Origin of the sequence: Salipiger sp. PrR003 (genome assembly GCF_010500785.1) — a bacterium.
GTDB lineage: Bacteria > Pseudomonadota > Alphaproteobacteria > Rhodobacterales > Rhodobacteraceae > Salipiger > Salipiger pacificus_A.
In genome coordinates, this window is record NZ_JAAGOV010000098.1 from 134979 (window position 1) to 161363 (window position 26385).

The 26385-nt window shown below is 67.6% G+C and carries 25 protein-coding genes; 14 read left to right on the forward strand and 11 right to left on the reverse strand.

Features of this window, described 5'->3' with window-relative positions:
* Nucleotides 1–2: 2 nt before the first annotated feature.
* The gene (locus G0D83_RS28850; RefSeq protein ID WP_164197912.1) at nucleotides 3–671 is read right to left on the reverse strand and encodes a FliH/SctL family protein; all 669 of its coding nucleotides are present in this window, start codon (nucleotides 669–671) and stop codon (nucleotides 3–5) included.
* Entirely contained in the window at nucleotides 668–2359 is a 1692-nt protein-coding gene (gene fliF, locus G0D83_RS28855; RefSeq protein ID WP_164197914.1) for a flagellar basal-body MS-ring/collar protein FliF, read from the reverse strand. Before fliF ends, G0D83_RS28850 begins: the two co-directional genes overlap by 4 nt.
* Nucleotides 2360–2506: 147 nt before the next feature.
* Here fliF and fliL point away from each other — a divergent pair, with 147 nt between their 5' ends.
* The 4 genes from fliL to G0D83_RS28875 are packed head-to-tail and all read left to right on the forward strand — an operon-like array spanning nucleotide 2507 to nucleotide 5064.
* The gene (gene fliL, locus G0D83_RS28860; protein WP_164197916.1) at nucleotides 2507–3106 is read left to right on the forward strand and encodes a flagellar basal body-associated protein FliL; all 600 of its coding nucleotides are present in this window, start codon (nucleotides 2507–2509) and stop codon (nucleotides 3104–3106) included.
* On the forward strand, nucleotides 3103–4044 hold the full coding sequence (locus G0D83_RS28865; RefSeq protein WP_108970223.1) for a flagellar motor switch protein FliM: 942 nt from the start codon (nucleotides 3103–3105) through the stop codon (nucleotides 4042–4044). Before fliL ends, G0D83_RS28865 begins: the two co-directional genes overlap by 4 nt.
* Nucleotides 4028–4408, forward strand: a complete 381-nt coding sequence (locus G0D83_RS28870) for a flagellar motor switch protein (protein ID WP_108970222.1) — start codon at nucleotides 4028–4030, stop codon at nucleotides 4406–4408. The genes G0D83_RS28865 and G0D83_RS28870 overlap by 17 nt, the downstream gene beginning before the upstream one ends.
* A 5-nt stretch (nucleotides 4409–4413) precedes the next feature.
* The gene (locus G0D83_RS28875; protein WP_164197918.1) at nucleotides 4414–5064 is read left to right on the forward strand and encodes a MotE family protein; all 651 of its coding nucleotides are present in this window, start codon (nucleotides 4414–4416) and stop codon (nucleotides 5062–5064) included.
* Between the two features lie 75 nt (nucleotides 5065–5139).
* Here G0D83_RS28875 and G0D83_RS28880 read toward each other — a convergent pair whose 3' ends face one another.
* The 3 genes from G0D83_RS28880 to G0D83_RS28890 all read right to left on the reverse strand — a co-directional run bounded on the left by G0D83_RS28880 (nucleotide 5140) and on the right by G0D83_RS28890 (nucleotide 10035).
* Complete coding sequence (locus G0D83_RS28880) at nucleotides 5140–6840, reverse strand: ABC transporter ATP-binding protein (protein ID WP_164197920.1); 1701 nt, start codon at nucleotides 6838–6840, stop codon at nucleotides 5140–5142.
* A 101-nt stretch (nucleotides 6841–6941) separates the two neighbouring features.
* Complete coding sequence (locus tag G0D83_RS28885; protein ID WP_164197922.1) at nucleotides 6942–9077, reverse strand: TonB-dependent siderophore receptor; 2136 nt, start codon at nucleotides 9075–9077, stop codon at nucleotides 6942–6944.
* Nucleotides 9078–9123: 46 nt separating this feature from the next.
* The gene (locus G0D83_RS28890) at nucleotides 9124–10035 is read right to left on the reverse strand and encodes an AraC family transcriptional regulator (RefSeq protein ID WP_164197924.1); all 912 of its coding nucleotides are present in this window, start codon (nucleotides 10033–10035) and stop codon (nucleotides 9124–9126) included.
* Nucleotides 10036–10446: 411 nt separating this feature from the next.
* On the opposite strand from G0D83_RS28890, the gene G0D83_RS28895 reads away from it, so the two are divergent.
* The 10 genes from G0D83_RS28895 to G0D83_RS28940 all read left to right on the forward strand — a co-directional run bounded on the left by G0D83_RS28895 (nucleotide 10447) and on the right by G0D83_RS28940 (nucleotide 19453).
* Nucleotides 10447–11247: a creatininase family protein gene (locus G0D83_RS28895; protein ID WP_164197926.1), complete on the forward strand. Its 801-nt coding sequence runs from the start codon at nucleotides 10447–10449 to the stop codon at nucleotides 11245–11247.
* Nucleotides 11248–11258: 11 nt separating this feature from the next.
* The gene (locus G0D83_RS28900; RefSeq protein WP_164197928.1) at nucleotides 11259–12089 is read left to right on the forward strand and encodes an ABC transporter ATP-binding protein; all 831 of its coding nucleotides are present in this window, start codon (nucleotides 11259–11261) and stop codon (nucleotides 12087–12089) included.
* A complete protein-coding gene (locus tag G0D83_RS28905) occupies nucleotides 12070–12936 on the forward strand; it encodes an ABC transporter permease (RefSeq protein ID WP_235940345.1) in 867 nt (288 codons plus the stop codon). The genes G0D83_RS28900 and G0D83_RS28905 overlap by 20 nt, the downstream gene beginning before the upstream one ends.
* A gap of 3 nt (nucleotides 12937–12939) precedes the next feature.
* Nucleotides 12940–14109, forward strand: a complete 1170-nt coding sequence (locus tag G0D83_RS28910) for an amidohydrolase family protein (protein ID WP_164197930.1) — start codon at nucleotides 12940–12942, stop codon at nucleotides 14107–14109.
* The gene (locus G0D83_RS28915) at nucleotides 14106–15497 is read left to right on the forward strand and encodes an FAD-binding oxidoreductase (RefSeq protein WP_164197932.1); all 1392 of its coding nucleotides are present in this window, start codon (nucleotides 14106–14108) and stop codon (nucleotides 15495–15497) included. The genes G0D83_RS28910 and G0D83_RS28915 overlap by 4 nt, the downstream gene beginning before the upstream one ends.
* Nucleotides 15498–15526: 29 nt before the next feature.
* A complete protein-coding gene (locus G0D83_RS28920) occupies nucleotides 15527–16537 on the forward strand; it encodes an ABC transporter substrate-binding protein (protein WP_108970213.1) in 1011 nt (336 codons plus the stop codon).
* 17 nt (nucleotides 16538–16554) lie between these two features.
* Nucleotides 16555–17199, forward strand: coding sequence for an NAD(P)H-dependent oxidoreductase (locus G0D83_RS28925; RefSeq protein WP_164197936.1), 645 nt, complete (start codon nucleotides 16555–16557; stop codon nucleotides 17197–17199).
* Nucleotides 17174–17800, forward strand: a complete 627-nt coding sequence (locus tag G0D83_RS28930; protein WP_108970211.1) for a TetR family transcriptional regulator C-terminal domain-containing protein — start codon at nucleotides 17174–17176, stop codon at nucleotides 17798–17800. The genes G0D83_RS28925 and G0D83_RS28930 overlap by 26 nt, the downstream gene beginning before the upstream one ends.
* A complete protein-coding gene (locus tag G0D83_RS28935; RefSeq protein WP_164197938.1) occupies nucleotides 17797–18180 on the forward strand; it encodes a RidA family protein in 384 nt (127 codons plus the stop codon). The genes G0D83_RS28930 and G0D83_RS28935 overlap by 4 nt, the downstream gene beginning before the upstream one ends.
* 298 nt (nucleotides 18181–18478) lie before the next feature.
* On the forward strand, nucleotides 18479–19453 hold the full coding sequence (locus tag G0D83_RS28940) for a class 1 fructose-bisphosphatase (protein ID WP_164197940.1): 975 nt from the start codon (nucleotides 18479–18481) through the stop codon (nucleotides 19451–19453).
* 211 nt (nucleotides 19454–19664) lie between these two features.
* Here the strand turns inward: G0D83_RS28940 and G0D83_RS28945 are convergent, their stop codons facing one another.
* The 6 genes from G0D83_RS28945 to G0D83_RS28970 all read right to left on the reverse strand — a co-directional run bounded on the left by G0D83_RS28945 (nucleotide 19665) and on the right by G0D83_RS28970 (nucleotide 26246).
* A complete protein-coding gene (locus G0D83_RS28945) occupies nucleotides 19665–20942 on the reverse strand; it encodes a solute carrier family 23 protein (protein WP_164197942.1) in 1278 nt (425 codons plus the stop codon).
* A gap of 213 nt (nucleotides 20943–21155) precedes the next feature.
* Complete coding sequence (locus tag G0D83_RS28950; RefSeq protein WP_164197943.1) at nucleotides 21156–22175, reverse strand: LLM class flavin-dependent oxidoreductase; 1020 nt, start codon at nucleotides 22173–22175, stop codon at nucleotides 21156–21158.
* Nucleotides 22176–22316: 141 nt separating this feature from the next.
* On the reverse strand, nucleotides 22317–23462 hold the full coding sequence (locus G0D83_RS28955) for an ABC transporter permease (protein ID WP_164197945.1): 1146 nt from the start codon (nucleotides 23460–23462) through the stop codon (nucleotides 22317–22319).
* Nucleotides 23459–24385: an ABC transporter ATP-binding protein gene (locus G0D83_RS28960; RefSeq protein ID WP_164197947.1), complete on the reverse strand. Its 927-nt coding sequence runs from the start codon at nucleotides 24383–24385 to the stop codon at nucleotides 23459–23461. The genes G0D83_RS28955 and G0D83_RS28960 overlap by 4 nt, the downstream gene beginning before the upstream one ends.
* Nucleotides 24382–25341, reverse strand: a complete 960-nt coding sequence (locus G0D83_RS28965; RefSeq protein WP_235940344.1) for an HlyD family secretion protein — start codon at nucleotides 25339–25341, stop codon at nucleotides 24382–24384. Before G0D83_RS28965 ends, G0D83_RS28960 begins: the two co-directional genes overlap by 4 nt.
* A gap of 104 nt (nucleotides 25342–25445) precedes the next feature.
* The gene (locus G0D83_RS28970; RefSeq protein ID WP_164197948.1) at nucleotides 25446–26246 is read right to left on the reverse strand and encodes a class I SAM-dependent methyltransferase; all 801 of its coding nucleotides are present in this window, start codon (nucleotides 26244–26246) and stop codon (nucleotides 25446–25448) included.
* Nucleotides 26247–26385: the final 139 nt, after the last annotated feature.

The following is a 26385-nucleotide window of genomic DNA, read 5'->3' on the forward strand; positions in this document are numbered from 1 at the left end:
TCTTATTCTCCTGCCTGATCCTGCCCGACGCTTGCGTCGATGCGTGCCTTGCTGTCCTCGAGCGCGCCGAGAATGCGCTGGCAGATGTCATTGAAACTGTAGTGCATCACCCCGTGGTCCCATTCGGCACGCACATCGCCCGTTGCCAGCGCGGGGTCGGGGCTCACCTCGATCCGTCCGCCGAAACCGGCGTGCCGCGCGACGCGCTGAATCTCGGCGGCGCAGCTTTCCGTGACCTCGGGGGCGAAGTGGAATTTCAGCTCCGCGGCGCCGAGCGCCATGCGCACCGCGCAGCGGGCCTCCTGCAGCGCCTCCTGGTCGGCCAGCGCGGCGCTCGCCGCCGGGGCGACCTGCCGCAACACCGAAAGCGCAAAGCCCACCATTTGCGACTCGAGCACCGCGTGGTGATGGTCGGCGTCGGCAAACAGCGCATGGAGCGCGGGCGCGATGGCCTCGACGGCGGTCACCTGACGTGCGCTCGTGCTCTGCTGTGCGGCGCTCGCGGCCTCGTCACGGCCCTGCGCCAGCCCGGCCTCGAAGCCTTCGGCCTGCGCCTTGGCCACCGCCGCATCGAACTCCGCGCGGGTATAGATCGCGCCGACCTTGGCTTGCTCGCCGCGGCGCTGCGCCTCGGCCTCGGCATCGAAGTTGCGGTCGAAGATGAAACTCATGTCGCGGTCCCCTCTGCCAGCCAGCCTTTCAGCACCTTGATCGCGTCCTCGGGCTCATCCTCGATCAGCTGGCCGACCGTGTTGATCCAGCCGCGCTGTACGCCGCCCTGCACCGAGGCGAAGGAGACCATCTCGGCACTGCCCTCGGGCAGCGGGTCGAGCACCGTGCCGCTGTGGACCTGCTCTTCGCGCAGGGCCTGGATCGGGGGTGCGTTGGGCTGGCCGGGAAGGCCGGGGGGCGTCTTGGCACCGGGCAGGGCGGCTGCTTCGGGCGCGGGCAGCCCGCCGGGGCCTTCTCCGGTAGCGGGCCTGTTCGCCTCCATCAGACGCAGTAGTGCCGGGCGAACGCCGAACGCCAGCACCGCCGCGACCAGACCCAGCGCGAAGAGCCCGCGCAGGATGGTTCCGAGGTTGTCGGTAATGACCTGCGCGAAGCTGCGGGATACCGGCTCGCCGACGTCCATGGAGTAATCCATGAACCGCAGGCTCACCACCTCGAGCGTGTCGCCGCGGTTCTCGTCGAAGCCCATGGCGCTTTGCACCAGCGCCTGCAGCCGCGCGATTTCCTCGGCGCTGCGTTCCTCGTATTCCACCGAGCCGTCGGGCTGGACGTTGTAGATCCCGTTGATCAGCACCGCCACCGACATGCGCTCTACGTCTCCGGGCTCGCGCACTGTCTCGACCTGCTTGCCGCCGATCTCGTAGTTGACGATCTCGTTGCTGGTGTTCGAGCTGTTGGTGTTGCTGCCGGGCACCGCGTCGGCCAGTGCCGCTGGCACGTCGTCGGCCACGCCGACCTCGCCGCTGGCTGCGCGTTGATCCTGTGTGGTTTCCTCGCGGGTCTCGGTCGAGCGCACCACCCGCTGGTCGGGATCGTAGCTCTGCTCGCGCACCACCTGCCGCTCGCTCGACAGATCGACGCTCACCGTCACCCGCGCGTTCCCCGCGCCGACACGGGCCGAGAGGATCTGCGTGATGCGCTGACTGAGCCGGTCCTCGATCTGGGCGCGGGCCGATTGCAGCGAGGCCTCGCTGCCCGCCTCGCCGTCGTCGGCCAGGATCGTCTCGCCCGAGGCCGAGAGCACCGTCACCTGCGCCGGGGCGAGATCGGGCACCGCTGACGCAACCAGAGAGCGAATCGCATGGGCCTGCTTCATCCCGATCTGGCGCGAGCCGCGCACGATGACCGAGGCCGAGGGTTTCGGCCGCTCGCGCGAGAAGGGCTCGCGCTCGGGCAGCACCAGGTGGACCCGCGCCGCCTCGACCCCGTCGATGGTCTGGATCGAGCGCGCCAGTTCGCCCTCCATGGCGCGCATCCGGTTCACCCGCTGCATGAAACTGTTCATGCCAAGCCCGCTCTGCTCGTCAAAGAGCTCCCAGCCCGGTGTGCCTTCGCTGGGCAGGCCGAGCGAGGCGAGCTCCATGCGGGCGCGGGCCATGTCCTCGGCGGGCACGCTGACTGCAGTGCCGGCGGTGTCGGTGCGGCTGCGGATCCCGGCGGCTTCGAGCGAGTCGACGATACGGGCGGCATCGGCCGGATTCAGATCGCGGTAGAGCGAGACGTAATCCGGCGTGGTGATCACGGAAAGTCCGAAAAATACCGCCAGAACAAGGGCAAGCCCGGTGCCTCCGAGGACCGAGAGTCGCCGCCATCCCAGCGATTTTAGATTTTCCAGTATCGCCTGCACGTGTCCTGCGCCCTATCGTGTCGCTCACCGCAAGAATAAACACAACTGTTCTTGCTCATCAAGAACTATACCGGAAGTTCTGCTTGCTTGCGGCGAAGATTCCACGCATAGTAAATCAAGATTAGATACCACTTTCAAAGACGGTTCATGGCTGACGCGACGACGACGGAAACCACATCCGACGGCTCCCGGAAAGGGGGGCTGGTCATCGCGCTCGCAATCGCGTTGGCCTGTGTCGTGGCGCTTCTGGCGGGGCTTGTCGCCGCAGCGGGGCCAGCCCGGCTGGGGGCGCTGATCGGCGGCACAAAAGCGCCGGAGAGCAGCTCGTCGGCGCATACGGATGCGTCGGGGCAAGGTGCAGCCTCAGCGTCTGGTTCCGGGGCCTCCAGCTATACGCAGCTGATGGACATGCCCAAGCAGCCCGAGAACATCATCGTGCTGCCGTTCCAGGAGATCATCGTCAACATCACCGCCACCACGGCCACCGGGCGGCAGACCTCGCGCTTTCTCAAGCTGAACCTGGCGCTGGTCTACGACAACAGCATCGCCGGGGCAGCGACGATCGAAACCCGCCAGCTGTTCATGCGCGACAGCTTTCAGGACTACCTGCGGCAGCTCAACGAGAGCGATCTGCAGGGTTCGATCGGCATCGCCCGGCTCAAGGCTGAGTTGCTGCGCCGCGCCCGCGCGATCACCGACAGCGAGGCGCCCCGGGAATTTCTCATCGCGGACCTGATCATCCAATGAACGAGCAGAGCCAATTCGTGATCGACACCCGCGCCGTCGAGGAGCTGATCGTCGAGCGTGCCAAGCGCTCCTACGCGCGCCTGCCGATGCTCGAGGTGGTGTTCGACCGGTTCGCGCTATCGCTCTCGCAGGCGCTGAAGACCTACCTCGGGGCGGTGGTCGACGTGACCTTGGCCAAGATGGATTACCTGACATGCCAGGACGCCATCGACTCGCTGCCCGAGCCCGCGCTGATCGGCGTCACCGAGGCGGTGGAATGGGGCGGCACCATCGCCGCCGCGCTGCGCCCGGAGCTGCTCTACTCGATCCTCGAGATCACCTTCGGGGGCCGCACAGTGCCAGAGAGCCCGCGCAGCCCGCGCACCTTCACCGGCATCGAGAAGCGGATCGGCAAGGCGTTCTGCGAGCGCACGCTCGCGGAGCTGTCGGCGGCTTTCGAGAAGGTGACGCCGGTCCGCTTCGAGATCGGCCATCTCGAAACCAACCCCAAGGCGCTGATGCTCGGGCCGCCGACCAGTTCTTGCGCACGCGCGGTGCTGCGGATCAACATCGAGGATCGGGTCGGCGAGATGGTCTTCCTGTTGCCGACCACGGCGCTCGACGCGGTGGGCGACGTGCTGTCGCAGCAGTTCACCGGCGGCCAGCTGGGCGGCGACACCGGCTGGCGTATGAAGCTGACCGAGAAGCTCGGAACGACCAATATCCCGGTCGCCGCGGTGCTGGGGGAAACCAACCTGAGCCTGCGCGAGGTGCTGTCCTGGATGCCGGGACAGATCCTCGACCTCGGCATGCAGGTGGATGATCCGGTGACCATCTGCGTGACCGGCAAGACCATTGCCCGCGCCGAGGTCGGCCGGCGCAAGAACGGCAAGATCGCGCTGAAGGTCTCGGAAAAACTGTACGAAGAAGAGGAATTGCCCAATGTCCTTCTTGATTGACATGGCCATACTGGTGCTCCTCGTCGGCACGCTCACCTACGCCTGGGTGGTGGATCGCCGCGTGCGCGTGCTGATGGCGGCGCTGCGCGAGCTCGAGCCGATGATCGGCAGCTTCTCTGCCGCGGTGGACAAGTCCGAAAGCGCGGTCTCCGCGCTGCGGGCCGCCGGTGAGCAGGCTGCGGACAGTCGTGGCCGCCGCCAGCGCGAGCCCGAAGTCAGCCGCAGCGACGCCGCCCGTGGCGAGGCGCCGTCGTTCCGCACCTCGCGCGAGCGGCCGAACCGGCCGACCGGCACCGCCTCTGTGTCGGGTAAGTCCGAGCTGGTGCGCGGCTTCTTCGAAACCGTGCGCAACCGGGAGGCGTGAGCCGGATGCGCCCGATCACCTTCCTGCTCGTGGGTCTTGCGGTCGCCGTGATCGGCAAGATCGGCGTGACCCTTGCCAACGAACCCAAGCTGGCCTCGGTCGCCGAGCCGCCGCAAGCCGAGCAGACGATGTTCGTCGGTGCCGCTTCCGCGGCCGCCAGCGGCGAGCCGGACGCTGTGCCGGCTGCGGCCACGGCGGCGGCGGCGGATCCGGCAATGCTCTGCGAAGGCGGACCCGAAGAGCTGCTGGCCTCGATCCGCGCCGAGCGCGAGCTGCTGCTGGCGCAGAAGGACCGCTACGCGCAGCGCGAGGCCGAAATCGAGCTGGCGCGCGAGACGCTCGAGATCGAGCAGCAGCGGCTCGCGGATCTGAAGGTCGAGCTCGACGGGTTGCTGGAGAAGGTCAAGGCGGCGCACACTTCCGACGTGGACCGGCTGGTGGCGCTCTACCGGAACATGAAGCCCAAGGATGCGGCGACCATCATGGACGATCTCGACATCGAGGTTTCGGTCATGGTTCTCGGCACGATGAACGAGCGCGACGCGGCGCCGATCATGGCCGCGCTGAACCCGGTGCGGGCGCGGGCGATCTCGCAGATCATCCTCGAACGCTCCAAGCTGCCGGGCGATCAGCGGCTCGACGACATCCGTCTCTGATCGGTTTTCCCGGGTGAAAGCGCCGGCCCTCGTCTTTGGGCCGGCGTTCTCATGTCTGGCGGGATCGGAGCGGGCTCAGCTCGCGAGCTCGTAGTAGGCGGCCTTGGCCTCGATCAGCGCGTCGTGGCTGCCGCGCTCGACCACGCGGCCCTGTTCCAGCACCACGATGTGGTCGGCGTCGCGCACGGTGTTGAGCCGGTGGGCGATGACCAGCGTTGTGCGTCCCACTGCCAAGCGCGACAGCGCCGCCTGCACCTCGCGCTCGGTGGTCCGGTCGAGCGCCGAGGTCGCCTCGTCGAGAAGCAGGATCGGCGGGTTCTTGAGGAACACGCGTGCAATCGCCACACGTTGCCGCTGCCCGCCCGAAAGCATCACGCCGCGCTCGCCGACCACCGTGTCGAGCCCCTCTGGCAGGGTCTCGACCAGCGGGGCAAGCTGCGCGTGGGCGACGGCGGCACGAATTTCCTCTTCGGTGGCGCCGAGCTTGCCATAGGCGATATTGTCGCGCAGCGTCCCGCCGAAAAGGAAGACGTCCTGCGACACCAGCCCGATCTGGCTGCGCAGCGAGGCGAGGGTCATCTTGTGGATCGGCACCCCGTCGATGCGGATTTCGCCGCCGGTGGGCTCGTAGAAACGCGGCAGCAGCGCCATCAGGCTCGACTTGCCCGCACCCGAGGGGCCGACGAGCGCCACCGTTTCGCCCGGGCGGATGTCGAGCGAGACCTCGTGCAGCACCCCGCGCGCCCCGTCATAGGCAAAGCTGACCCGGGCGAAGGTGATTTCGCCGCGAAACCTCGGGGCCTCGATGGCGCCCGGCGCGTCGGTGATGTCGGCCTCGGTGGCCAGAAGTTCGGTGTAGCGGCGGAAGCCGGCGATACCGCGCGGGTAGGTCTCCATCACCGCGGCGATCTTCTCGAGCGGGCGGAAGAAGACGTTGACCAGCAGCAGGAAGCCGACGAAGCCGCCTTCGGACAGCGTGCCGTTGAAGACGAAGCCCGCGCCGGCCACCATGACCACCACCTGCACCATGCGCATGCCGCTGTAATGCAGCGCGGTGAGCTTGGCGAGGATGCGGTAGGCGTCGAGCTTGGTCTCGCGGTAGCGGCGGTTGTCCTGCTCGAAGAGCGCGCGCTCGTGCGGCTCGTTGGAAAAGGCCTGCACCACGCGGATGCCGCCGAGGCTTTCCTCGAGCCGCACGTTGAAGGCGCCGACACGGCTGTAGATGGCCTGCCAGGTCTGGGTCATCCGCCCGCCGTAGACGGCGATCAGCCAGACCATGACCGGCACGATCACCAGCGTCATCAGCGCCAGCGGCAGGTGGATCCAGGCCATGAGACCAAAGGCCCCGGCAAAGGTCATGATGGCGATGAACAGATCCTCGGGGCCGTGGTGGGCGACCTCGCCGATCTCTTCGAGGTCGCGGGTGACCCGGGCCACGAGCTTGCCGGTCTCGGCGCGGTCGAACCACCCCCAGCTCAGTTTGGTGAGATGCGCGAAGGCCTTGCTGCGCATCTCGGTCTCGATGTTGATACCAAGCTTGTGGCCCCAGTAGGTGACCACGATCATCAGCCCCGCGTTGATCAGATAGACAACAACCAGCCCGACAGCGGCGAGCAGTGTCAGCGTCCAGTCACCGCCGGGAAGCAGGTGGTCGATGAATCCGGCGATGGCTAGCGGGAAAGCCAGCTCGAGCAGTCCCGAGATCACGGCCGACCCGAAGTCGAGCCAGAAGAGCCGCATGTGCGGGCGGTAGTAGGCGAAGAACTGGCGCAGCATCTGGCTGTCTCCTAGGGGTCGTGGCGCGGTCCTGCCGGGCAAAGGCAGAAAGGGGCCCCGCATCCATAGACGCGGCGCCCCGGCTTGTCAGGCGAAACGGATCACCACTTGTAGGTCAGGCGGGCCTGAACCGTGCGACCGTCACCATAGTAGCAGCCGAAGGAGCCGCAGTTGGCCACATAGGCCTCGTCGGTGAGGTTGCTGACGTTGACCGAGACCTGCATGTCGTCGGTCACCGCATAAGAGGCCTGCAGGTCCAGAAGGGTCACGTCGTCCATGTGGTAGAGGTTGGCCGCGTCGCCGTAGCGTTCGCCGATGTAGCGCGCGCCCCCGCCGAGGGTGAGCCCGTCCAGCGCCGAGCCAGCGGCAAAGCTGTAGTTCGCCCAGAGGCTGGCGTTGTGCAGCGGCGCGTTCGGCATGTCGAAGCCATCATAGTCGCCGCCCTCCTGTTCGGCGCGGTTCCAGGCATAGGCGCCGCGCAGGTTCCAGCCGCTGTCGAGGTCGACCGAGGCTTCCAATTCCAGACCCTGCGAGTGCACCTCGCCGACCTGCCGCTCGTCGCCGATGCCGCTGTCGTCGGTGACCGGGGTCTTCACGTTGGTCTGCCGCAGGTCATAGATCGCCGCACTGAAGAAGCCGTTGAAGCCGAGCGGCTGGTATTTCACCCCGGCTTCCCACTGTTTGCCCTCGGTCGCCTCGAAGGGGGTGCCGCTGTTGTCGACGCCGATCTCGGGATCGAAAGAGGTGGTGTAGCTCAGGTAGGGTGCGAGACCATTGACGTAGACGTAGCTCAGACCGGCACGCCCGGTGGTCGCCTCGTCGTCCTGGTCGATGTCGGTGTTGCTCTCGTAGATGGCGCCTGCCCAGTCCATCCAGGTCGAGGCGGTGCCGGTCTGGCTGGCCCAGTCATGGCGCAGCGCCAGCGAGGCGCGCCAGTTGCCGAAAGCGAGCTCGTCCTGCAGGTAGAGGCCGACCTGCTCGAGCGTCAGGTCATTGGTCTCGGAGTACCACGGGGCGCTCAGGTTCGCGCCGCCGTAGGAGGGGTTCGAGAAGCTGATCGCATCGGCGTTGAGGAAGTCGGTGGTCTCGTCGATGCCGTAGCGGCGCATGTCGAGGCCCAGCACCAGCCGGTGGTTCACCGCGCCGGTGTCGAGCTGACCGTTGAGCCGCAGGTCGAGGTTCTGCGAGAAGCTCGCTTCGCTCGTGCCATTGGCGCCGCGGGTGATGGTATCGCCGTCGCTCACCGGGTTGTTGACGTAGAAGCCGGTATAGTCCCAGTCGAATTTCTGGTAGCGGAAGTTCGCGTCCACCGACCAGTCGCGGCTCAGCTCATGGCTCAGCTCGAAGCCGAGGTTGAGCATCTCGCGATCGCTCTCGTCATCGCTGGGATCGCCGGCGTAGAAGTCGCGCAGGTCCTCGTCGTCGGCCGCGCCGAGCAGGTCATGGGGCACACCGGCGGGGGTGATCGGGCTGTCCTTCTGCCAGGCGCCGAGGACTTGTAGCGAGGTCTGCGCGGTCGGCTGCCAGCGGGTGGCGAGGCCGAGGTAGCGGCGGCTGTTCTCGAGCTCCTCCACGTCTTCCTCGCTGTCGCGCGCCACGGCGGTGACGCGGGCTGCGAAGGTGTCGCTGAAGGCGTGGTTGTAGTCGATGAAGCCCTCGGTCGCCTTGGGGTCACCGGCGCCGACGCCGAGCTCGCCGAAGCTGAGGAACTGGGCGCGCTTCTGGATCTGGTTGATCACGCCGCCCGGGATCCCCGCGCCGTAGAGCACCGACGCCGGGCCCTTCAGCACCTCGACACGTTCCAGCGAGTAGACCTCGAACGACGGCGCGCCGCGTTCCCGCAGCAGGCGCAGGCCGTTGAGATACTGGGCGTTGCCGCCGTTGAAGCCGCGGATCGTCGGCGCGTCGAAGCGCGGGTCGGTGCCGTAGGGCTGCGCGGTGACGCCGGCGGTGTAGCCGAGCGTGTCGCCGAGCGTGGTCGCGCCCTGGTCCTCGATCTGCTCGCCGGTGATCACCGAGATCGACTGCGGCGTCTCGAGGATCGGCGTGCCGGTCTTGGTGGCGGTCTGCGCCGTGGTGGCCACATATCCCGGCACCGGGTCCGACGGATTGTAACCGCCCTCGAGCACGAGCTCGCCCAGGTCAAAGAGATCTGCGGTGGATTGCGCCTGTGCGGCCCCGGCGAGGGCGAGCAGGCTGGCGCTGGCGAGAAGAGGCAGGCGGAGGGTACTTGTCATGTCACGTTCCAGGATGCGGATTTTGTCCGAGTATTTATCTCGGGATTTAGGGCCGCGCTTGAACGAGACTGCCGTGGTTTGAAGAAATCGCGCGCGTTCTGACTTTTCGCCAGGCGGCGGGGGTCTCTCCCTGCGCGGCGCGGAAGGCGCGCGTGAGATGCGCCTGGTCGGCGAAACCCACGGCGGCGGCGATCTCGGCGAGCCCCATCGGCGTGTCGGTCATCAACCCCATCGCCGTCTCGACCCGAAGCTGGGTCAGCCAGCGCTGCGGCGTGGTTCCGAGGCTCTGCTTGAAGGCCCGGGTGAGCCAGCTTTCCGAGAGGCCCGCCAACTCAGCCAGTTCGGCCACCTCGATCCGCCGATGCAGCGCCGAGAGGGCATGGCTGCGCAGATCTCGGATCACATGCGGCGGCAGACCGCCGCGGCGCGGCTCCGCCACGGTCGCACCAAGGTCGAGCACCTCGCAGAGCAGCGCCGAGAGCAGCCCGTCGAGCATGATGTCGGGGCGGGACGGGTTCTGCACCTCTTCGGCCAGAAGCGCGGCGAGCGGCTGGGTGCGGTTCTCGGCAGCGAGGAAATGCGCCTCGTCCATCCGCTGCGCGCCGCCCGCGGCACGCAACCGCTGCGCCAGCGGTCCGGCCTCGAGGTGAAAGTCGAGATGGGCATAGTCCCGCTCTTCGGGCAGGGCGCTCCAGAGCGGCATGCCGGCGGGGATATAGAAGGCGCCGATCCCCTCCAACCATGCCCCGTGCGGGCTGGTGCGCAGCCGCAGCGCCCCGGCTTGCGCGCCGAGGAACACCACCAGACGGGGGTCGGGCGAGCGGTAGAAGCCGCCCGCGCCCGCCTCGCCATGCACATGCCAGACGTCGGCGATGGCGGCGCCCCAGCGCCGCCAGCGCAGCGGGCGCGTGGGGCTGATGGCTCGGGTCTGCGATGTCATGCGGGGCATGAAGGTCATGGCGGCTCGCGTCGGTCAGGCGGGTAGGCGCGGCCGCGGGACGTGGCGCACCCGGGTGCCGGCGGGGACATTGGGCAGGAAAGACGCGGCGGGCGCCGGAGCGAAACGCCGGTCAATTTGGACTTCTAGGAAAACCAACTAATTTAGTCAAGCAAGTCGCCCGGCATTCACGACGCCGCGTCGGACGAATCGCCCGGGGCCCTATTTCCTGCCGGATGTGTGCTCGGTTCGCCGGCGTTCTCTAGACACGCCCCGGAAAAATGCACAATTCGAAGGCACTATTTCGGTGAAATCCAAGGCAAACCCTAGGTTCTCTTGCCCGATCCGACGTTTTCATACCAAATGGTTTGATCATTCGCTATGAGACCGCAAATCGCCGTGGTGCGGCGAGGGCTGTCGAAGGAGCAGGGCATGAAACGATACTGGGCGGACTACAGCAGCAGGGAGTTTGCCGCGCTTGACCGCGAGAAGCTGATCGCGGTGCTGCCGCTCGGCGCCATCGAACAGCACGGCCCGCATCTGCCGATGTCCGTCGACACAGCCTCGGTCGAGGGTGTGGTCTCGCGTCTTGCGGGCGCGCTGCCCGATCACAGCCCGGTGGTCTTCCTGCCGACACAGGCGGTGACCAAGAGCAACGAGCACAGCGCCTATCCGGGCAGCCTGACGCTTTCGGCCGAGACGCTGCTGCGGGTCTGGACCGAGATCGGCGCCTGCGTGGCGCGCTCGGGCGTGCGCAAGATCGTCCTGCTCAACGGCCATGGCGGCAATATCCCGGCCATGGACATCGTTGCCCGGGAACTGCGCGAGAAACACAAGATGATGGCCTTTGCCCTGAGCTGGTTCGCCGCCGGGATGCCCGAGGGGGTCTTCTCGGAGCGCGAATTGCGCCATGGCATCCACGCCGGCGACATGGAAACCTCGGTGATGCTGGCGCTCGATCCCGGCAACGTCGACATGTCCGAGGCCCGCGACTTTCCCTCGCAGGCCGAGATCTGGGCACGGGACACCCCCTCGATCGCGCTGCCCGGCCCCGCAAAACCCGCATGGCTGACGCAGGATCTCAGCAGCGCCGGGGCCTGCGGCGAAGCCCATCTGGCCAGCGCCGAGAAGGGCGCGACGACGCTCGATCACGCGGTCGCCCGGCTCCTCGACATCTTCGACGAGATCGACCGCGCACCGCTGTCGCGGCTCGACACGCAACCCGACTGGTAAGGAGCCCGCCCATGCCCCTCGACACCACAGCACACGCCTCTGTGCAGGGCGCTGCGCAGATCGAGATGTCCCACGTCTTCAAGCGCTTCGACAATGGAACGCTGGCGCTGCAGGACATGGATCTCACCATTCGGCAGGGCGAGTTCGTCAGCCTGCTCGGCCCCTCGGGCTGTGGCAAGTCGACGGCGCTGCGGATGATCTCGGGGCTTCTGGCGCCCTCGTCGGGTCAGATCACCGTCAACGGCCACGCGCCGGGCGGTGCGGGCACCTCGGGGGGCGTGCACGGCGGTGACGTCAGCTTCGTCTTCCAGGAGCCGACGCTGATGCCCTGGGCTACGGTGTTCGACAATGTCTACCTGCCGCTGAAGTTGCGCGGGCTGAACCGCAAGCAGGCCGAGCCGCAGGTGACCGAGGCGCTCGAGATGGTGGGTCTTGCCAAGTTTGGCGGCAGCTACCCGCGCGAGCTGTCGGGCGGCATGAAGATGCGGGTCTCGATCGCCCGCGCCATGGTGACAAAGCCCAAGCTGCTGCTGATGGACGAGCCCTTCGCGGCGCTCGACGAGATGACTCGCTTCAAGCTGAACAACGACGTGCTGAACCTCTGGCGGCGCAACGGGCTGACGGTGATCTTCGTCACCCACTCGGTGTTCGAGAGCGTCTACCTGTCGAGCCGCGTCGTGGTCATGGCACCGCGCCCGGGCCGGGTGGTGCATGACATCGCGCTGCCCGATGCCACCACCCGCGACGAACACTACCGCACCACGCCTGAATACGCCGAGACCTGCCGTCTCGTGTCGGATGCACTCGAAGGGACCATGGACGATGTCGACCTCAACCACTGACCCCGTGACCATGGCCCCGCAGAGCGCCCCCGCCTCGGAAGACCCCGCGCTGCGCGCCGCCCGCCGCGAGCGCCGGATGCAGATCCTCATGCCCTGCGCCGCGCTGCTCTGCGCGCTGGGGCTCTGGGAATTCCTCGTGCGCTACAACGAGGTCCCGCACTACCTGATCCCGGCACCGAGCCTCATACTCGAGACGCTCTGGACCGACGGACCCTCGCTGCTGTCCAGCGCCTGGTTCACCGTCAAGCTGACGCTGCTGTCGCTTGGCCTTGCGATCATCGGCGGCGTGGCGCTGGGGATGGTCTTTGCGCTCTCGCGCACCATCGAGATGAGCCTCTTTCCCTTCGCGGTGATCCTGCAGGTGACGCCGGTGGTGGCCATCGCGCCGCTGATCCTGATCTATGTCGACAGCACCTTCGCCGCGCTGCTGATCTGCGCCTGGATCGTTGCCTTTTTCCCGATCCTGTCGAACACCGCCATCGGGATGCGCAGCGCCGACCACAACCTGCGTGACCTTTTCACCCTCTACGGCGCCACCAAGTGGCAGCGCCTGCGCTACCTGCTGATCCCCTCGGCGCTGCCCTACTTCATGGCCGCGCTGAAGATCGCCGGCGGTCTTGCGCTGATCGGCGCGGTGGTGGCCGAGTTCGTCGCCGGCACCGCCGGGCAGAACACGGGCCTTGCCTCGCGCATCCTCGAAAGCAGCTTCCGGGGCGAGATCCCGCGGATGTTCGCGGCGCTCCTTCTGGTGTCGATGCTGGGCATTCTGATCTTCCTCGCCACCTCCTGGCTCTCGCGCGCGGTCCTCGGGCACTGGCACGAGAGCGAAATCAAGCGGCAGGGCTGAGCGATGACCACGCTGAACGGCGTCGCGCTGGCCGGGCGCGACGGGTATTGGGACGTGACGCTGGAGGGGGCGCGCATCGCCGCGCTGACCCCGTCGGAGGGGCAGGGGGGCGGCCTGCTGTTGCCCTGTTTTGCCGACGCGCATGTCCACCTCGACAAGACCTTCACCGCCGCGCGCGTGCCGAGCCGCCCGCAGTCGCTGCACGAGGCGATCGAGCTGATGGCCGGGGACAAGCCGAACTGGACGGCGGGCGACCTGCGCCAGCGCGCCGCGCGCGGGCTGCGCCGCGCCTTTGCCAATGGCACCAAGGCGATGCGCAGCCACGTCGATTGGACCGAGGCCGGGGTGCCCGCGGCGCTGCCGGTGCTGCGCGAGCTGGCCGAGGAATGGCGCGGCCGGGTCGATCTGCAGCTTGCCACGCTGACGCCGCTGGATGACATCCCCGAGGTCGGCGCGCGGATTGCGCAGGAGATTGCCGGGACCGGCGCCGTGCTCGGGGCCTTCATCTACCGCAACGACGATATCCCGGCAAAGCTGCGCAGGGTCTTCGACCTTGCCGAGACACACGACCTGCAGCTCGATTTCCACGTCGACGAGGGGCTCGACCCAGAGGCGCAGGGGCTCGATGCAATCCTGCAGGAGACCGAGGCGCGCGGCATGGCGGGCCGGGTGCTGGTGGGCCACTGCTGTTCGCTTTCGGTGCGCCCGGAGGGCGCGGTGGCCGATCTGCTGGGCCGGGCGGCGGAGGCGGGCATGGCGCTCTGTACCCTGCCGACCACCAACGCCTTCCTGCAAGACGCCACGCCCGGCCGCACGCCACGGCTGCGGGGCCTCGCGCCCATCCACGAGGCGCGCGCCGCGGGGATGCCGGTCATGCTGGCCTCGGACAACGTCTGCGATCCGTTCTACCCGCAGGGCGATTACGACCTTTTCGACGTCTACCGCATGGCCGTGCTTGCCGGGCATCTTGATCCCGCCGGATGGCTCGACAGCGTCACCGAGACCCCGGCGCGCTGGCTTGGACATGACTTTGCCCTCAAGGCCGGTGCCCCCGCCGACTTCATCCATATCGCCGCCACCGGGCTCGACGATGCGCTGAACCGCCCTCGCGCGGCGCGTACTGTCTGGCGCGGCGGTGCCCCCATTCCCGAGACCTCCGGAGACCTCGCATGACCGACACGCAACTGGCCGCGCCCAAGGGCCGCCACGCCGAGGCGCTCGCCGCCCTGCGGCAGGACCTCGACGGGCTGCGCTTTTACGACGACGAACGCGCGCTCGAGGCGCGGTCCAAGGATTACTTCTGGTACAGCCCGATCCTCGACGCCGAGCTGAAGGACAAGCGCGCCGAGCTGGTGGTGATCCCGCAGGATCAGGACGAGGTGATCCGCGTTGCCGCCGCCGCAGCCCGCCACAAGGTGCCCGTCACGCTGCGCGGCGGCGGCACCGGCAATTACGGGCAATGCGTGCCGCTCGACGGCGGGTTGGTCATCGACGTGACGCGCCTCAACCGCATTCTCGAGATCACCCCCGGACACGCCCATGTCGAGGCGGGCATTCGCATGTCGAAGCTCGACGATGCGGCGCGCGAGACCGGGCAGGAGCTGACGATGTACCCCTCGACCCGCAGCCTCGCCACCATCGGCGGCTTCATCGCGGGCGGCTCGGGCGGCATCGGCTCGCTGCGCCACGGCATGCTGCGCGACGAAGGCAACCTCACCTACCTCAAGGTACTCACGCTCGAGGAAGAGCCGCAGGTGATCGAGCTTCATGGGCCCGACGTGCAGAAGGTGCACCACGCCTATGGCACCAATGGCATCGTGCTGGAGGTGGGGCTGGCGCTCACCCCCTCGACCGACTGGCTGCACACCGCCGCGCTCTTCGACGGCTACGACAAGGCGCTGCGCTTTGCCACGGCCGCGCAGGAAGATGGCCTCGATTGCTATCTGCTGACCCCGGTCGAGCGCCGCTTCGCGCCCTATTATCGCAAGTTCGAGGGCTATTTCCCCGAGGACCGCGACGCGGTCTTCGCCATGGTCGCGCCGTCGGACATGGACCGTTTCCGCGCCCGGGCCGAGGCCGAGGGCGCGACGATCTCCTTTGCCATGACCATGGAGGAGATCCACGCAAATCGCCTGCAGCCCGCCTATGAATGCGGCTGGAACCACACCACGCTGCAGGCGCTGAAGGTCGACAAGGGCTGGACCTACCTGCAGGTGGCCTACCCGCGCCCCTTCGATCCGGCCCTCGTGATGCGCCAGATGGAGCGCTACGGCGACGAAATGTTCTGGCACCACGAGATGGCGCGGCAGGACGGCGAGATCCAGATCTTCGCCCTGCCGCTGGTGCGCTTCCGCGGCAAGGACGAGATGTACGCGCTGATTGCCGAGCTGGAAGCGGATGGCTGCACGATCTTCGACCCGCATGTGGTCACCATCGAGGATGGCGGCATGAAGACCATCGACACGGCGCAGATCGACTTCAAGAAACGGGCCGACCCCTATGGCCTGATGAACCCGGGCAAGACCCGGGGCTGGCACCCCGAGATGGCGCGCAGCGCATAACAAGACCCCAACCAACAGGATCCCAAGAAATGAAAACTCTCTCCGTTTCCCTGACCGCGCTGGCGGCCTCGCTCGCGGCATCTGCGGCCTTTGCCGGCGACAAGGTCGTCTTCGGCACCAACTGGCTGGCGCAGGGCGGCCACGGCGGCTTTTACCAGGCGCTGGCGGACGGCACCTACGAGAAATACGGACTCGAGGTCGAGATCCGTCAGGGTGGCCCGCAGGTGAACAACCGCCCCATGCTGATCGCCGGCAAGCTCGACTTCCTGATGGCGGGCAACCTGCTGCTGTCCTTCGACAACGTGCGCAACGGCATCCCCACCACCGTCGTCGCGGCGATCTTCCAGAAGGACCCGCAGGCGCTCATCGCCCATGAAGGCGCCTACGACAGCTGGGAGGACCTGACCACCGCGCCCGAGATCCTGCTCTCCAAGGACGGCCAGTTCTCGTACTGGAAATGGATGGTGCAGGACTTCGGCTTCCGGGACGAGCAGGTGCGCCCCTACGGTTACAACCTCGCGCAGTTTCTCAGCGACGAGAAGATGGTGCAGCAGGCCTATGCCACCGCCGAGCCGCTCTACGCCGCGGCCGAGGGTGCCGACGTCGCGACCTATCTCATGGCGGATTACGGCTGGAACACCTATGCCACCACCATCGAGACCCGCCAGCAGATGATCGACGAGAACCCCGACGTGGTGCAGCGCTTCGTCGATGCCTCGATCGAGGGCTGGTACACCTTCCTCTATGGGGATCACACCGCTGGCTACGAGGCGATCATCGCCGCCAACCCCGAGCTGACCGTCGAGAAGCTGGACGCCGAGATGGCGCAGGTGCGCGAGCTTGGCATCATCGACAGCGGCGACGCGCTCGAGCTTGGCATTGGCGCGATGACCGACGCGCGCATCGCCGCCTTCTACGAGACCGCGGTGAACAGCGGCATCCTCGAGGAGGGCGGCCTTGATCTGTCGAAGGTGGCCGACACGTCCTTCGTCAACAAGCGCCACGGCATCGAGATCAAGACCGCCGCCGAAGCCAACTGAGCCGGAGAGGCGGTACCATGCGCGTCCTGATCGTTTTTGCTCACCCGTGCCGGGAAAGCTATGGCGCCGCCCTTCTCGCCGCGGCCCGCGAGAGCCTCTTGCGGGCCGGGCACAAGGTCGAGGTGATCGACCTTTACGCCGAGAACTTCGATCCGGTTCTCTCTGCCGAGGATTGGGCCGACTACATACCGGACACCGATCGGCTGATCGCCCGCGTGGCGCCGCATGTCGCGGCGCTGCGCCGGGCCGAGGGGCTGGTGTTTGTCTATCCCACATGGATGTACGGCCCGCCCGCCATCCTCAAGGGCTGGATGGAGCGGGTCTGGCTGCCCGGCGTCGCCTTCGAGGTCGCCAGCGCCACCAAGATGCGTGCCACCGGCAGGTTGCAGAACATCCGCCATTTTGCGGTGATCACCACCTCGGGCTCGCCCTGGTGGTGGCTGCGGCTGATCCGCGATCCCGGGCGCTCGATGCTGGCGCGGGGCTACCGTGTCTTGTTTCACCCGCGTTGCCGCGTGACATGGTTGCAGCTACACGACATGAACCACCGCAAACCACGGGACCTGAAGGCCTTTCTCGCGAAGGTCGGTACCCGCATGTCGCGGTTCGGCGAACCGGCAACCCAGAGGAAGAGCGATGAGCGCCGCACGTCTGAAGCGTAAGGAAATCCACGACGCCATCCGCGAGGCGGCGCTACGCGAATTTGCCAGCACCGGTCTTTCGGGCACCTCGACCCAGCAGCTTGCCAAGGCCGCGGGGATCACCAAGGCGCAGCTGCATTACTACATCACCTCGAAAGAGGACCTCTACCGCGAGGTGCTCGATGGCATCATCGGGCAGTGGCGCGACATCTTCTTCGTGGGCGAGTCCGACGATCCTGCCGAGGTGATCACCGGTTACGTGCGGCTCAAGCTGCGGCTGGCGCTCGACTGCCCCGAAGCCTCGCGGCTGTTCCTGCAGGAACTTGGGCGTGGCGCGCCCGAGATGGGCGGTAAATGGGAGGGGTTGCACGCCTCGGTGCGCGAGGCGACGGCGGTGATCCAGCGCTGGGTCGACGAGGGGCGGATGACCCCGGTCGACCCGCTGCTCTTCATGATGAACATCTGGGCGGTGACCCAGCACTATGCCGATTACGAACTCCAGAGCCGCCGCGTGCTGGGCGTTGATCCCGGAGCCGAGATGGATTTCGAGCGCATCGCGGCGGAGGCGGTGCAGCTCTTTCTTGCCCGCGCCGGACTGAAAGACGAAGGACGGACCCGATGAAACCGCTTGCCCCCAAGAGCATCGCCGCGCCCTTCGGCCAGTATTCGCACGGCATCGCCGCCGGTCCGGTGGTGGTGACCTCGGGCCAGCTGGCGCTGCGCCCCGACGGCACGATCCCGGACGGTGTCGAGGCGCAGGCCGATTTCTGCTTCGAGGCGGTGCGGGCAATCCTCGCCGAGGACGGGCTGGATTTCTCGGACGTGCTGCGCTTCTCGGCCTTTGTCACCCGGCGCGAGGACATGCAGGGCTACATGGCCGCCCGCGACCGCGCCTGCGCCGATCTCGAGGTGAAGCCAGCCTCGACGCTGATGATCGTCTCTGGGTTCACCCGCCCGGAATTCCTTGTCGAGGTCGAGGCGCTGGCGCTGCGCCGGGGCTGACAGCCGTCTGATCTCACGGCGGAATTCTCCGCTACCATGCACCATCTGCCGTTCGGTGGGGCTTTCGCAGGCAGGGCGCCCCTGGCTGGCGTTGTGATTTGCCGTGGCAGGTGCCGCAGGTGACGTCACGGCCGGGTCACAGCGGCCGCGCGTCCCTTCGAGAGGCAGTGTGGTGGTGCGTCATACGGGAAGTACCTTTGGCACCGGGGCCTGACGCGCGGCATTTCCTCGGCGGCCGCGGGGCGCTAAATCGGCAAGGCAAGCGCAGAGCGCGCGGAAACCCACAGGACGACCCATCATGTTGACTCTCCCGAACGACCACCCGCCCCGCGGAGACGCGCTGCACATGCGGCTGGCAGATGACGGCGCCGCGCGCATCGTGCGGCATATCGCCGAGGCGCTCCCTGCTATCGCGGACCGGCTGGCCGAGGGTCTTCTGACCGGCGATCCGGCGCAGATCGTCGGCGACAACGAAAGCGGCGATGCGCAGAAGGCGCTCGACGTCGGCGCGCATGAGCACATGGTGAAGGCCCTTGCGGGCTGCAACGTCCGCCACGTTCTGTCGGAAGAGGCCGAGGCGGTGGTGACGCTTGATCCCGACGGGGCGTTCGATGTGGCCATGGATCCAATCGACGGGTCCGGCTCGATCGGCATTTGCGCGCTCTTGGGCATGCTTTTCGTGATCTACCCCGCCGGGGATGGCAGCTTCCGCCGCCCGGGCTCCGAGGCGGTGGCGGCGGGCTATGCCTGCTTTGGCCATTCTGTGGATTTCGCCTGGTCGCTGGGCGACGGCGTGCATATCGCCACGCTCGATCGCCGTGCCGGGGATTTCCGCATCACCGCCGAGAACATCCGCCTCAGGCCGACCACCTCGATGATCGCCGTCAACGCCTCGAACGAGCGGCACTGGGCTCCGGGACTGCAGGCCTACGCGCAGGACATGCGCGCCGGAAAGGACGGCCCGCTGGGCAAGACCTACAACATGCGCTGGCTGGCGGCGGCGGTGGGCGATTTGCACCGGATCATGCTCAAGGGCGGCGCCTTTCTCTACCCACAGGACGGGCGCAAGGGCTACGAGCAGGGGCGGCTGCGGCTCGCCTACGAGGCCGTGCCGATCGCCTTCATGGTCGAGCAGGCCGGGGGCCGCGCGAGCGACGGACGGCGGCGGATCCTCGAGCTGACGCCCGAGACGCCGCATGGGTTCTGCCCGCTGATCTTCGGGTCCGACGAAGAGGTGGCGCGGATCGAGCAGTATATCGCGCGGCACGGCTGACCCTTCCGCGCCGCTGTCACCGTCGCGGAGCGCGGGAGTTCTCCCCATCGGCGGGGGATGGAGCTGTGGATAAGCGGGGCGTCGGATCAAGCAGGTATGGGCCCGCGCTGGCTTGCCTGATTTTTGGGCACTTGCGGGGGCGCGGTTCCGAAAGCCCCCGCAAAAGGCCCCCACCGTGGGCGGTGGGGGCCGTCTGTTTTCTTGTCGACGGTCACGCTTTGCGACCGATCCCGAGCAGCTGATAGAGCAGCAGCGCCGCCAGCGTAGACGTGCCGATACCGCCAAGCGCGAAATCGCCGAGGTGCAGCGTGAAGTCCCCGGCGCCGAAAATCAGCGCGATGCCTGCGGTGAAGAGGTTGCGCGGATCCGAGAAATCCACCCGGTTCTCGATCCAGATTCGCGCCATGGCCGAGGCGATGAGCCCGAAGACCGCGACCGACAGACCCGCCAGCACCGGCGCCGGGATCGTCTGCAGCAGCGCGCCGAACTTAGGCGAGAGCCCGAGGCAGATCGCAACGATAGCGGCGATCACGAAGACCAGCGTCGAGTAGACCTTGGTCATTGCCATGACGCCGATGTTCTCGGCGTAGGTGGTGACACCCGTGCCGCCGCCCGAGCCCGCGACCATGGTCGCCAGCCCGTCGGCGAAGAAGCCGCGGCCGATGTAGGGATCCATGTCCTTGCCGGTGATCGCCCCCAGCGCCTTGATGTGACCGAGGTTCTCGGCGACCAGCACGATGGCGACCGGGGCAATGAGGGTGATCGCGGACCAGTGGAACTCGGGCGTCTGGAACCGTGGCAGGCCGAACCAATCCGCCGTGCCGACCGCAGAGAAGTCGATGCCCGGCATGATCCCCAGCCCATTGCCCAGCAGCAGCACCAGCGCGTAACCGAAGACCAGCGCCAGCAGGACCGACAGCCGCCGCGTGCCCGAGGGGCCGTAGCAGGAGACCATCGCCATACAGAGCACCGTCAGCAGCGCGATGGTCAGATGCGCGGGGGTGGGGGAGCCGAAGGCGTTGAACTGGTCCACGGCGACCGGCGCGAGGTTGAGGCCGATGGCGATGCCGATGGTGCCGGTCACGACGGGGGGCATCAGCTTTTCCACCCATCCGTAGCCGACTGCCATGACGATCAGGCCGATCAGCGCGTAAAGCGCGCCGCAAGCGATGATCCCGCCGAGCGCATGGGCGATGGTCGCGCCCTCCTGTCCCAGCACCGCCAGCACCACCGCGATGAAGGCGAAGGAGGAGCCGAGGTAGCTCGGCACACGGCCCGCGGTGATGATGAAGAAGAGCAGCGTGCCGATGCCCGAGAAGAAGACCGCGACATTGGGATCGAAGCCCATCAGGATCGGGGCGACGATGGTCGAGCCGGACATGGCCAGCAGGTGCTGGATGCCCATCGGAACCGAGGCCGCGCCGGGCAGGCGCTCGTCCGGCATGATCACCTGACCCGTGCCGACGCGCCATCGGGGGAAGTATGACATTGCTCTCTCCTGGGAAGACTCTCTCTGGGCGACGCCTTAGCGGTATTCGCACGCGAATGTGAGAGGTTCCGCACCGGAAATCCGGGATGCGCGCGTCGGTGCCGCACCCTTGGGGCGGGATTTCGCAGACTTGGGTGCGCAGGGGAGAGGGGAGGGGGGCAGTTCTGCCTGCATCGCCCGGCGTTAGGTCCGGGCGATGCGGTGGAATGCGGCTCAGCGCCAGCCGAGGGCGGGGGCCACGTGGCTCAGGATATTCTCGATCACATGGGCGTTGTAATCGACCCCCAGCGAGTTCGGGATGGTCAGCAACAGCGTGTCGGCTTCCCTGATGCCCTCGTCGGCCTTCAACTGCTCGATCAGCTTGTCGGGCTCGTCGGCATAGGAGCGGCCGAAGATCGAGCGCTGTTGCTCGATGAAGCCCACCGAGTCCTTTTCCTTGCCGCCGGAGCCGAAGTACATCCGGTCCTCGTCACTGGTGATGGCAAAGATCGAGCGGCTGACCGAGACCCGCGGCTTGCGCGCATGGCCCGCCGATTTCCACGCCTCGCGGTAGGCGCGGATCTGCTGCGCCTGCTGGATGTGGAAGGGCTCGCCGGTCTCGTCATCCTTGAGCGTCGAGCTTTGCAGGTTCATCCCCAGCATGGCGGCCCATTCGGCGGTCTTGTTGGAGCCTGCGCCCCACCAGATGCGATCCTTCAACCCCTCGGAGTGCGGCTCGAGCCGCAGTTTGCCCGGCGGGTTGGGGAACATCGGGCGCGAGTTCGGCTCGGCAAAGCCGTGGCCCTCGAGCATCTGCAGGAAGACCTGCGCGTGGCGGCGGCCAAGGTCCGCATCCGTCTCGCCCTCCTCCGGGGCATAGCCGAAGTAGCGCCAGCCCTCGACCACCTGCTCGGGGCTGCCGCGGCTGATGCCGAGCTGCAGCCGTCCCTGGCTGATGAGGTCGGCGGCGCCGGCATCCTCAGCCATGTAGAGCGGGTTCTCGTAGCGCATGTCGATGACGCCGGTGCCGATCTCGATCTTCTTGGTCCGCGCGCCGACGGCGGCGAGCAGCGGGAAGGGGCTGGCGTGCTGGCGGGCGAAGTGGTGGACGCGGAAATAGGCGCCGTCGAGCCCCAGCTCCTCGGCGGCGACCGACAGGTCGATGGCCTGCAGCAGCGCGTCCGAGGCGGTGCGGGTGGCCGAGCCGCGTTGCGGGGACCAATGTCCGAAGGACAGGAAGCCGATCTTCTTCATAGCGATACTCCTTGGGCTGCGGCGGCAGCGGAAAGCCCCCTCTGCCGGGCCCGTTTGAGCCATAGCTAGTCATTCGGGGGCAGGGCCCGCAAGCCGGGCGGCTGTTTGCCCAAGCGCAGGCCCTGTGCGCGGGTGGCCGGATCAGTCGAGCCGCTTGCGGAACCGCAGCGAGGCCAGCCCCAACCCCAGCAGCGCGAAGCCGAGCAGCCAGAGGCTGTCGGGGAGCAGATCGATGAGCCCTGCATCGCGCAGCACCACGCCGCGGATGATCCGCATGAAGTGGGTCGCGGGCAGCAGGTCGGCGATCAGCTGCGCGCCGCGGGGCATGCCCTCGTAGGGGAACATGAAGCCCGAGAGCAGGATCGACGGCATCAGCACAAAGACCGTCATCTGCATGGCCTGCAGCTGGTTGCTGGCCAGAGTCGAGAGCACCAGCCCCAGCGACAGGCTGGCGACGATGAAGAGCAGCGTCACCAGCAGCAGCACCCAGAGCGATCCGGCGACGGTCACCGAAAAGAGCAGCGCGCCCAGACCGAGGATAATCCCCACCTGGACAAGGCCGATGCCGACATAGGGGATGATCTTGCCGATCATGATCTCGACCGGGCGGATCGGTGTGGTGATCAGCATCTCCATATTGCCGCGCTCGCTCTCCCGGACGATCGCCGCCGAGGTGAACATGATCATCGTCATGGTCAGGATGATGCCCACCAGCCCCGGCACGATGTTCACCACCGAGCGCTGCTCGGGGTTGTAGAAGAGCGTGACCTCGAAGGTCGGCGTGGCGGTATTGCTGGACTCGCGGAACATCTCGCCGAGCGGCATGGAGCGCAGCGAGCGGATCGCCGCGGCGACCAGCGTGTCCGACCCGTCCGCCACCCATTGCGCGATGGGCCGGGCCCCGACCTGCTGCAGTCCGTCGGCGAAACGGCTGCCGATCGCCGGGCTGCGCACCAGTCTCTGCGCCACGTCCTCCGGAATGATGAAGGCGGCACGGACCTCGGCGCGGACGATGGCGCGTTCGGCTTCGGCGACGGTGGCGACGCGCTGCTCGAAGCGCACCACCTGCGTCGCCTCGACCATCTGCACGAGGCTGCGGCTGAGGCTGCTCTCGCTCTGGTCGACCAGCACAGCGGGAATGTGGCGGATCTCCGTGTTGATCGCGTAGCCGAAGAGCACCAGCTGGATCAGCGGGGTCATCACGATCATACCAAAGGTCATCCGGTCGCGCCGCAGCTGCAGCAGTTCCTTGCGCAGGATGGCGAGGATGCGACGGCCGGAGATCATCGGTCTTGTCCGTGGGTTGCCAGCACGAAGACGTCCTCGAGATTGGGAAAGATCGCCCGCACCCTGGTGTCGGGGTGACCTGTGAGCGCCGTTCTCACCAGCGCCTCGGGATCGCCGGTGCCCTCGGCCACCAAAACCCGCAAACGTTCGCCGATTTGCGCCACCGACACGATCCCCTCTCGCCCCGAGATCGCTCGCCCGATGCGGCGGGGATCCGCGGACTCCACTTCCACCGCCCGCCCGGCGATCCGGTCCATCAGCGCGCGCGGGGTGCCGTCGGCGCATTTTCGTCCGCGGTCGAGGATCGCGATCCGGTGGCACCGCTCGGCCTCGTCCATCAGGTGGGTCGAGACGATCATCGTGGTGCCGGCATCGACGAGATCGAAGAGCTGCTCCCAGAAGGCGCGGCGGGACTCGGGATCGACCGCGGCCGTCGGCTCGTCGAGGAACAGCAACTCAGGCTCGTGCATCACCGTTGCCGCAAGCGCGAGGCGCTGGCGCTGGCCGCCGCTCAGCGCCCCGGCCAGCACGTTCGCCTGCTCGCGCAGCGTGTAGGTGTCCATCAGCTCGTCGATGCGCTGGCGTTTGCGGCGCGTGGGAAGATCGTGGATCTCGGCGATGAAGCGCAGGTTCTCCAGCACGGTCAGGTCGCGGTAGTAGGTGAAGCCCTGCGTCATGTAGCCGATCCGCCGCTTCACCGCCTCGGCCTCGCCGGGCAGGCGCGCGCCGAGAACTTCTGCATGGCCCGACGAGGGCGTCAGAAGCCCGGTCAGCATCCGCATCGCAGTGGTCTTGCCCGAGCCATTGGGCCCGAGAAGCCCATAGACCACGCCCTTGGGGATCGCGAGATTGAGCCCGTCCACCGCTAGCTTGTCGCCGAAACGCCGGGTGAGCCCGAAGGTCTGGGCGATGGCCTCGCTCATGGCAGATGTGCCGAGACCGGAAGCCCCGCTGGCAGCTCTGCCGCCGCTTGGGGAAGCGCCACCTCGGCCGGGTAGACCAGCCGACTGCGCTGCTCCTGGTTGAGCGCGTAATAAGGCGTGAAGGCAGGCTCGTTGCTGATCCAACGCAGGGTGCCCTGGTAGACCTCGCTGTTTCCGTCCAGGCTGATCGAGACCGGATCGCCGATGGCCAGCCTGGCGCGGGCGGCTTCGGGCACATAGATGCGCGCGTAGGGTCGGTCGCCGGTCAGCAGCACCGCAACAGGGCTGCCGAGGGGCACCCGCTCGCCGCGGTTCCACGGCAGGCTGTCGAGCAGCCCGTCGCGCGAGGCGCGGATGGTCAGATTGTCCAGCCGGGTCCGCTCTGCGGTGACCTGCGCCTCGGCGGCGGTCACATGCGCCTCGGCGATGCGGATGTCCTCGGCGCGGGCGCCGATCCGCAGCTCTTGCAGCGACTGCTCGGCGCTGGTCAGCTCGGCCAGCGCCGAGTTGCGCTGCGCCACCACCTCGTCCAGCCGGGCGGCGGTGACTGTGCCGGTCTCGACCAGCCGGGCGTTGCGCTCGTAGCTGGCCTGCGCCTCCTGGTAGACCGCGCGGGCCCCCTCGACCCGCGCCTCGGCGATGGCGAATTCCTCGGGGCGGGCACCGGTGCGCATCCGCTCGAGATCGGCCTCCGCCTCGGCGAGCTGCGCCTGCGCCACCGCCACCTGCGCCTGCTGCAGGCTGTCGTCGAGGTGGACCAGCACGTCGCCCGCCTTCACCGCGCTGCCCTCGGCGATGGGCAGATCGGTGATGAGCTCGTTGGCGGTGGCGGTCAGCAGCACGCGCTCGCGCATCAACTGGCCAAGCGCCACGTCGGCGGGCGGTCCGTCACAGGACTTGAGACCGAACGGCAGCAGCACCGCCAGACCCGCCAGACCCTTGAGCATTGCCAGCATGCCACCCTCTCCCGTTCTGGACACGCGCGGCATCCGTCCCGGCCAGCCTCGCCCGCAAGGCAGCGCGAGTCCATGATTTTGATCAAGGTCTTGCGGCACTCACCTCAGGGTTTCACTTCGGCTGTGGCAAAGACCGCTGGCGCCTCGAAGGACACAGTGCCGTCGGCGTTGCGATACTGGCCGAGCCTTGTCTCCGCCGCTGCCTTGAGAGCCGTCATGATCTCCGGCGTTGCCATGCTGGCCAGCGTCCAGCCGCCGATTTCCGTGTCGAGCCAGGCCTCGAGCGAGCTGTGGCGGATCTGCCCGGTCTTGTGGATGCGCTGCGCGGCGCCGAGCCCCGCCTCGTCGAGCAGGGCCGCGAGCTCCGCCGGATCGCCGAGGCAGAAAGGCGCCTTGAGCGCCTCCGCCGCCTCCTCGCCCATGATCTCGCCAAGCAGGGGAATGAGATCGCGGTAGCCCGGCGACTCCTCCCAGGCATCGAAGACCGAGACCGCCACATGCCCGCCCGGATGGCAGACCCGCCGCATCTCGCGCAGCGCCTGCACGCGGTCCTCGAAGAACATCAGCGCGAACTGGCAGGTCACCGCGTCGAAGGCATTGTCGTCGAAGGGCAGCGCCTCGGCCGGCGCGCGCTGAAAGTTCACATGCGGCTCCAGCTCACGGGCCACCGTCAGCATGCCCTCGTTGATGTCCACCGCGCTCACGCTCGCGCCGCGCTTGAGCGCCGCCCGGGCCACGACGCCGGTGCCCGTCGCCACATCGAGTACCCGGCCGCCGCCCCGGATGCCCGCCGCCTCGACCAGCCAAGGGGCAAATTGCCCGAAGAGCGCCGGAACGAAGAACGATTCGTAGACCCGCGCCGCCTCTGCCGTGATCTGGCCCGTGGCAGCGTCTTGCTTTTCCATGCCCATCGCCTCCTCCTGTCGTCAGAGCATCGATGCGGCGCAGTATAGCACAGGCGCTCTGCCGCCGGGCAGCGCGCGGCGCCCCCGGGGAGGTGTCCGGAGGGCGCCGCGGCCCGTCAACGCCGCGAGGGGCTGGGAG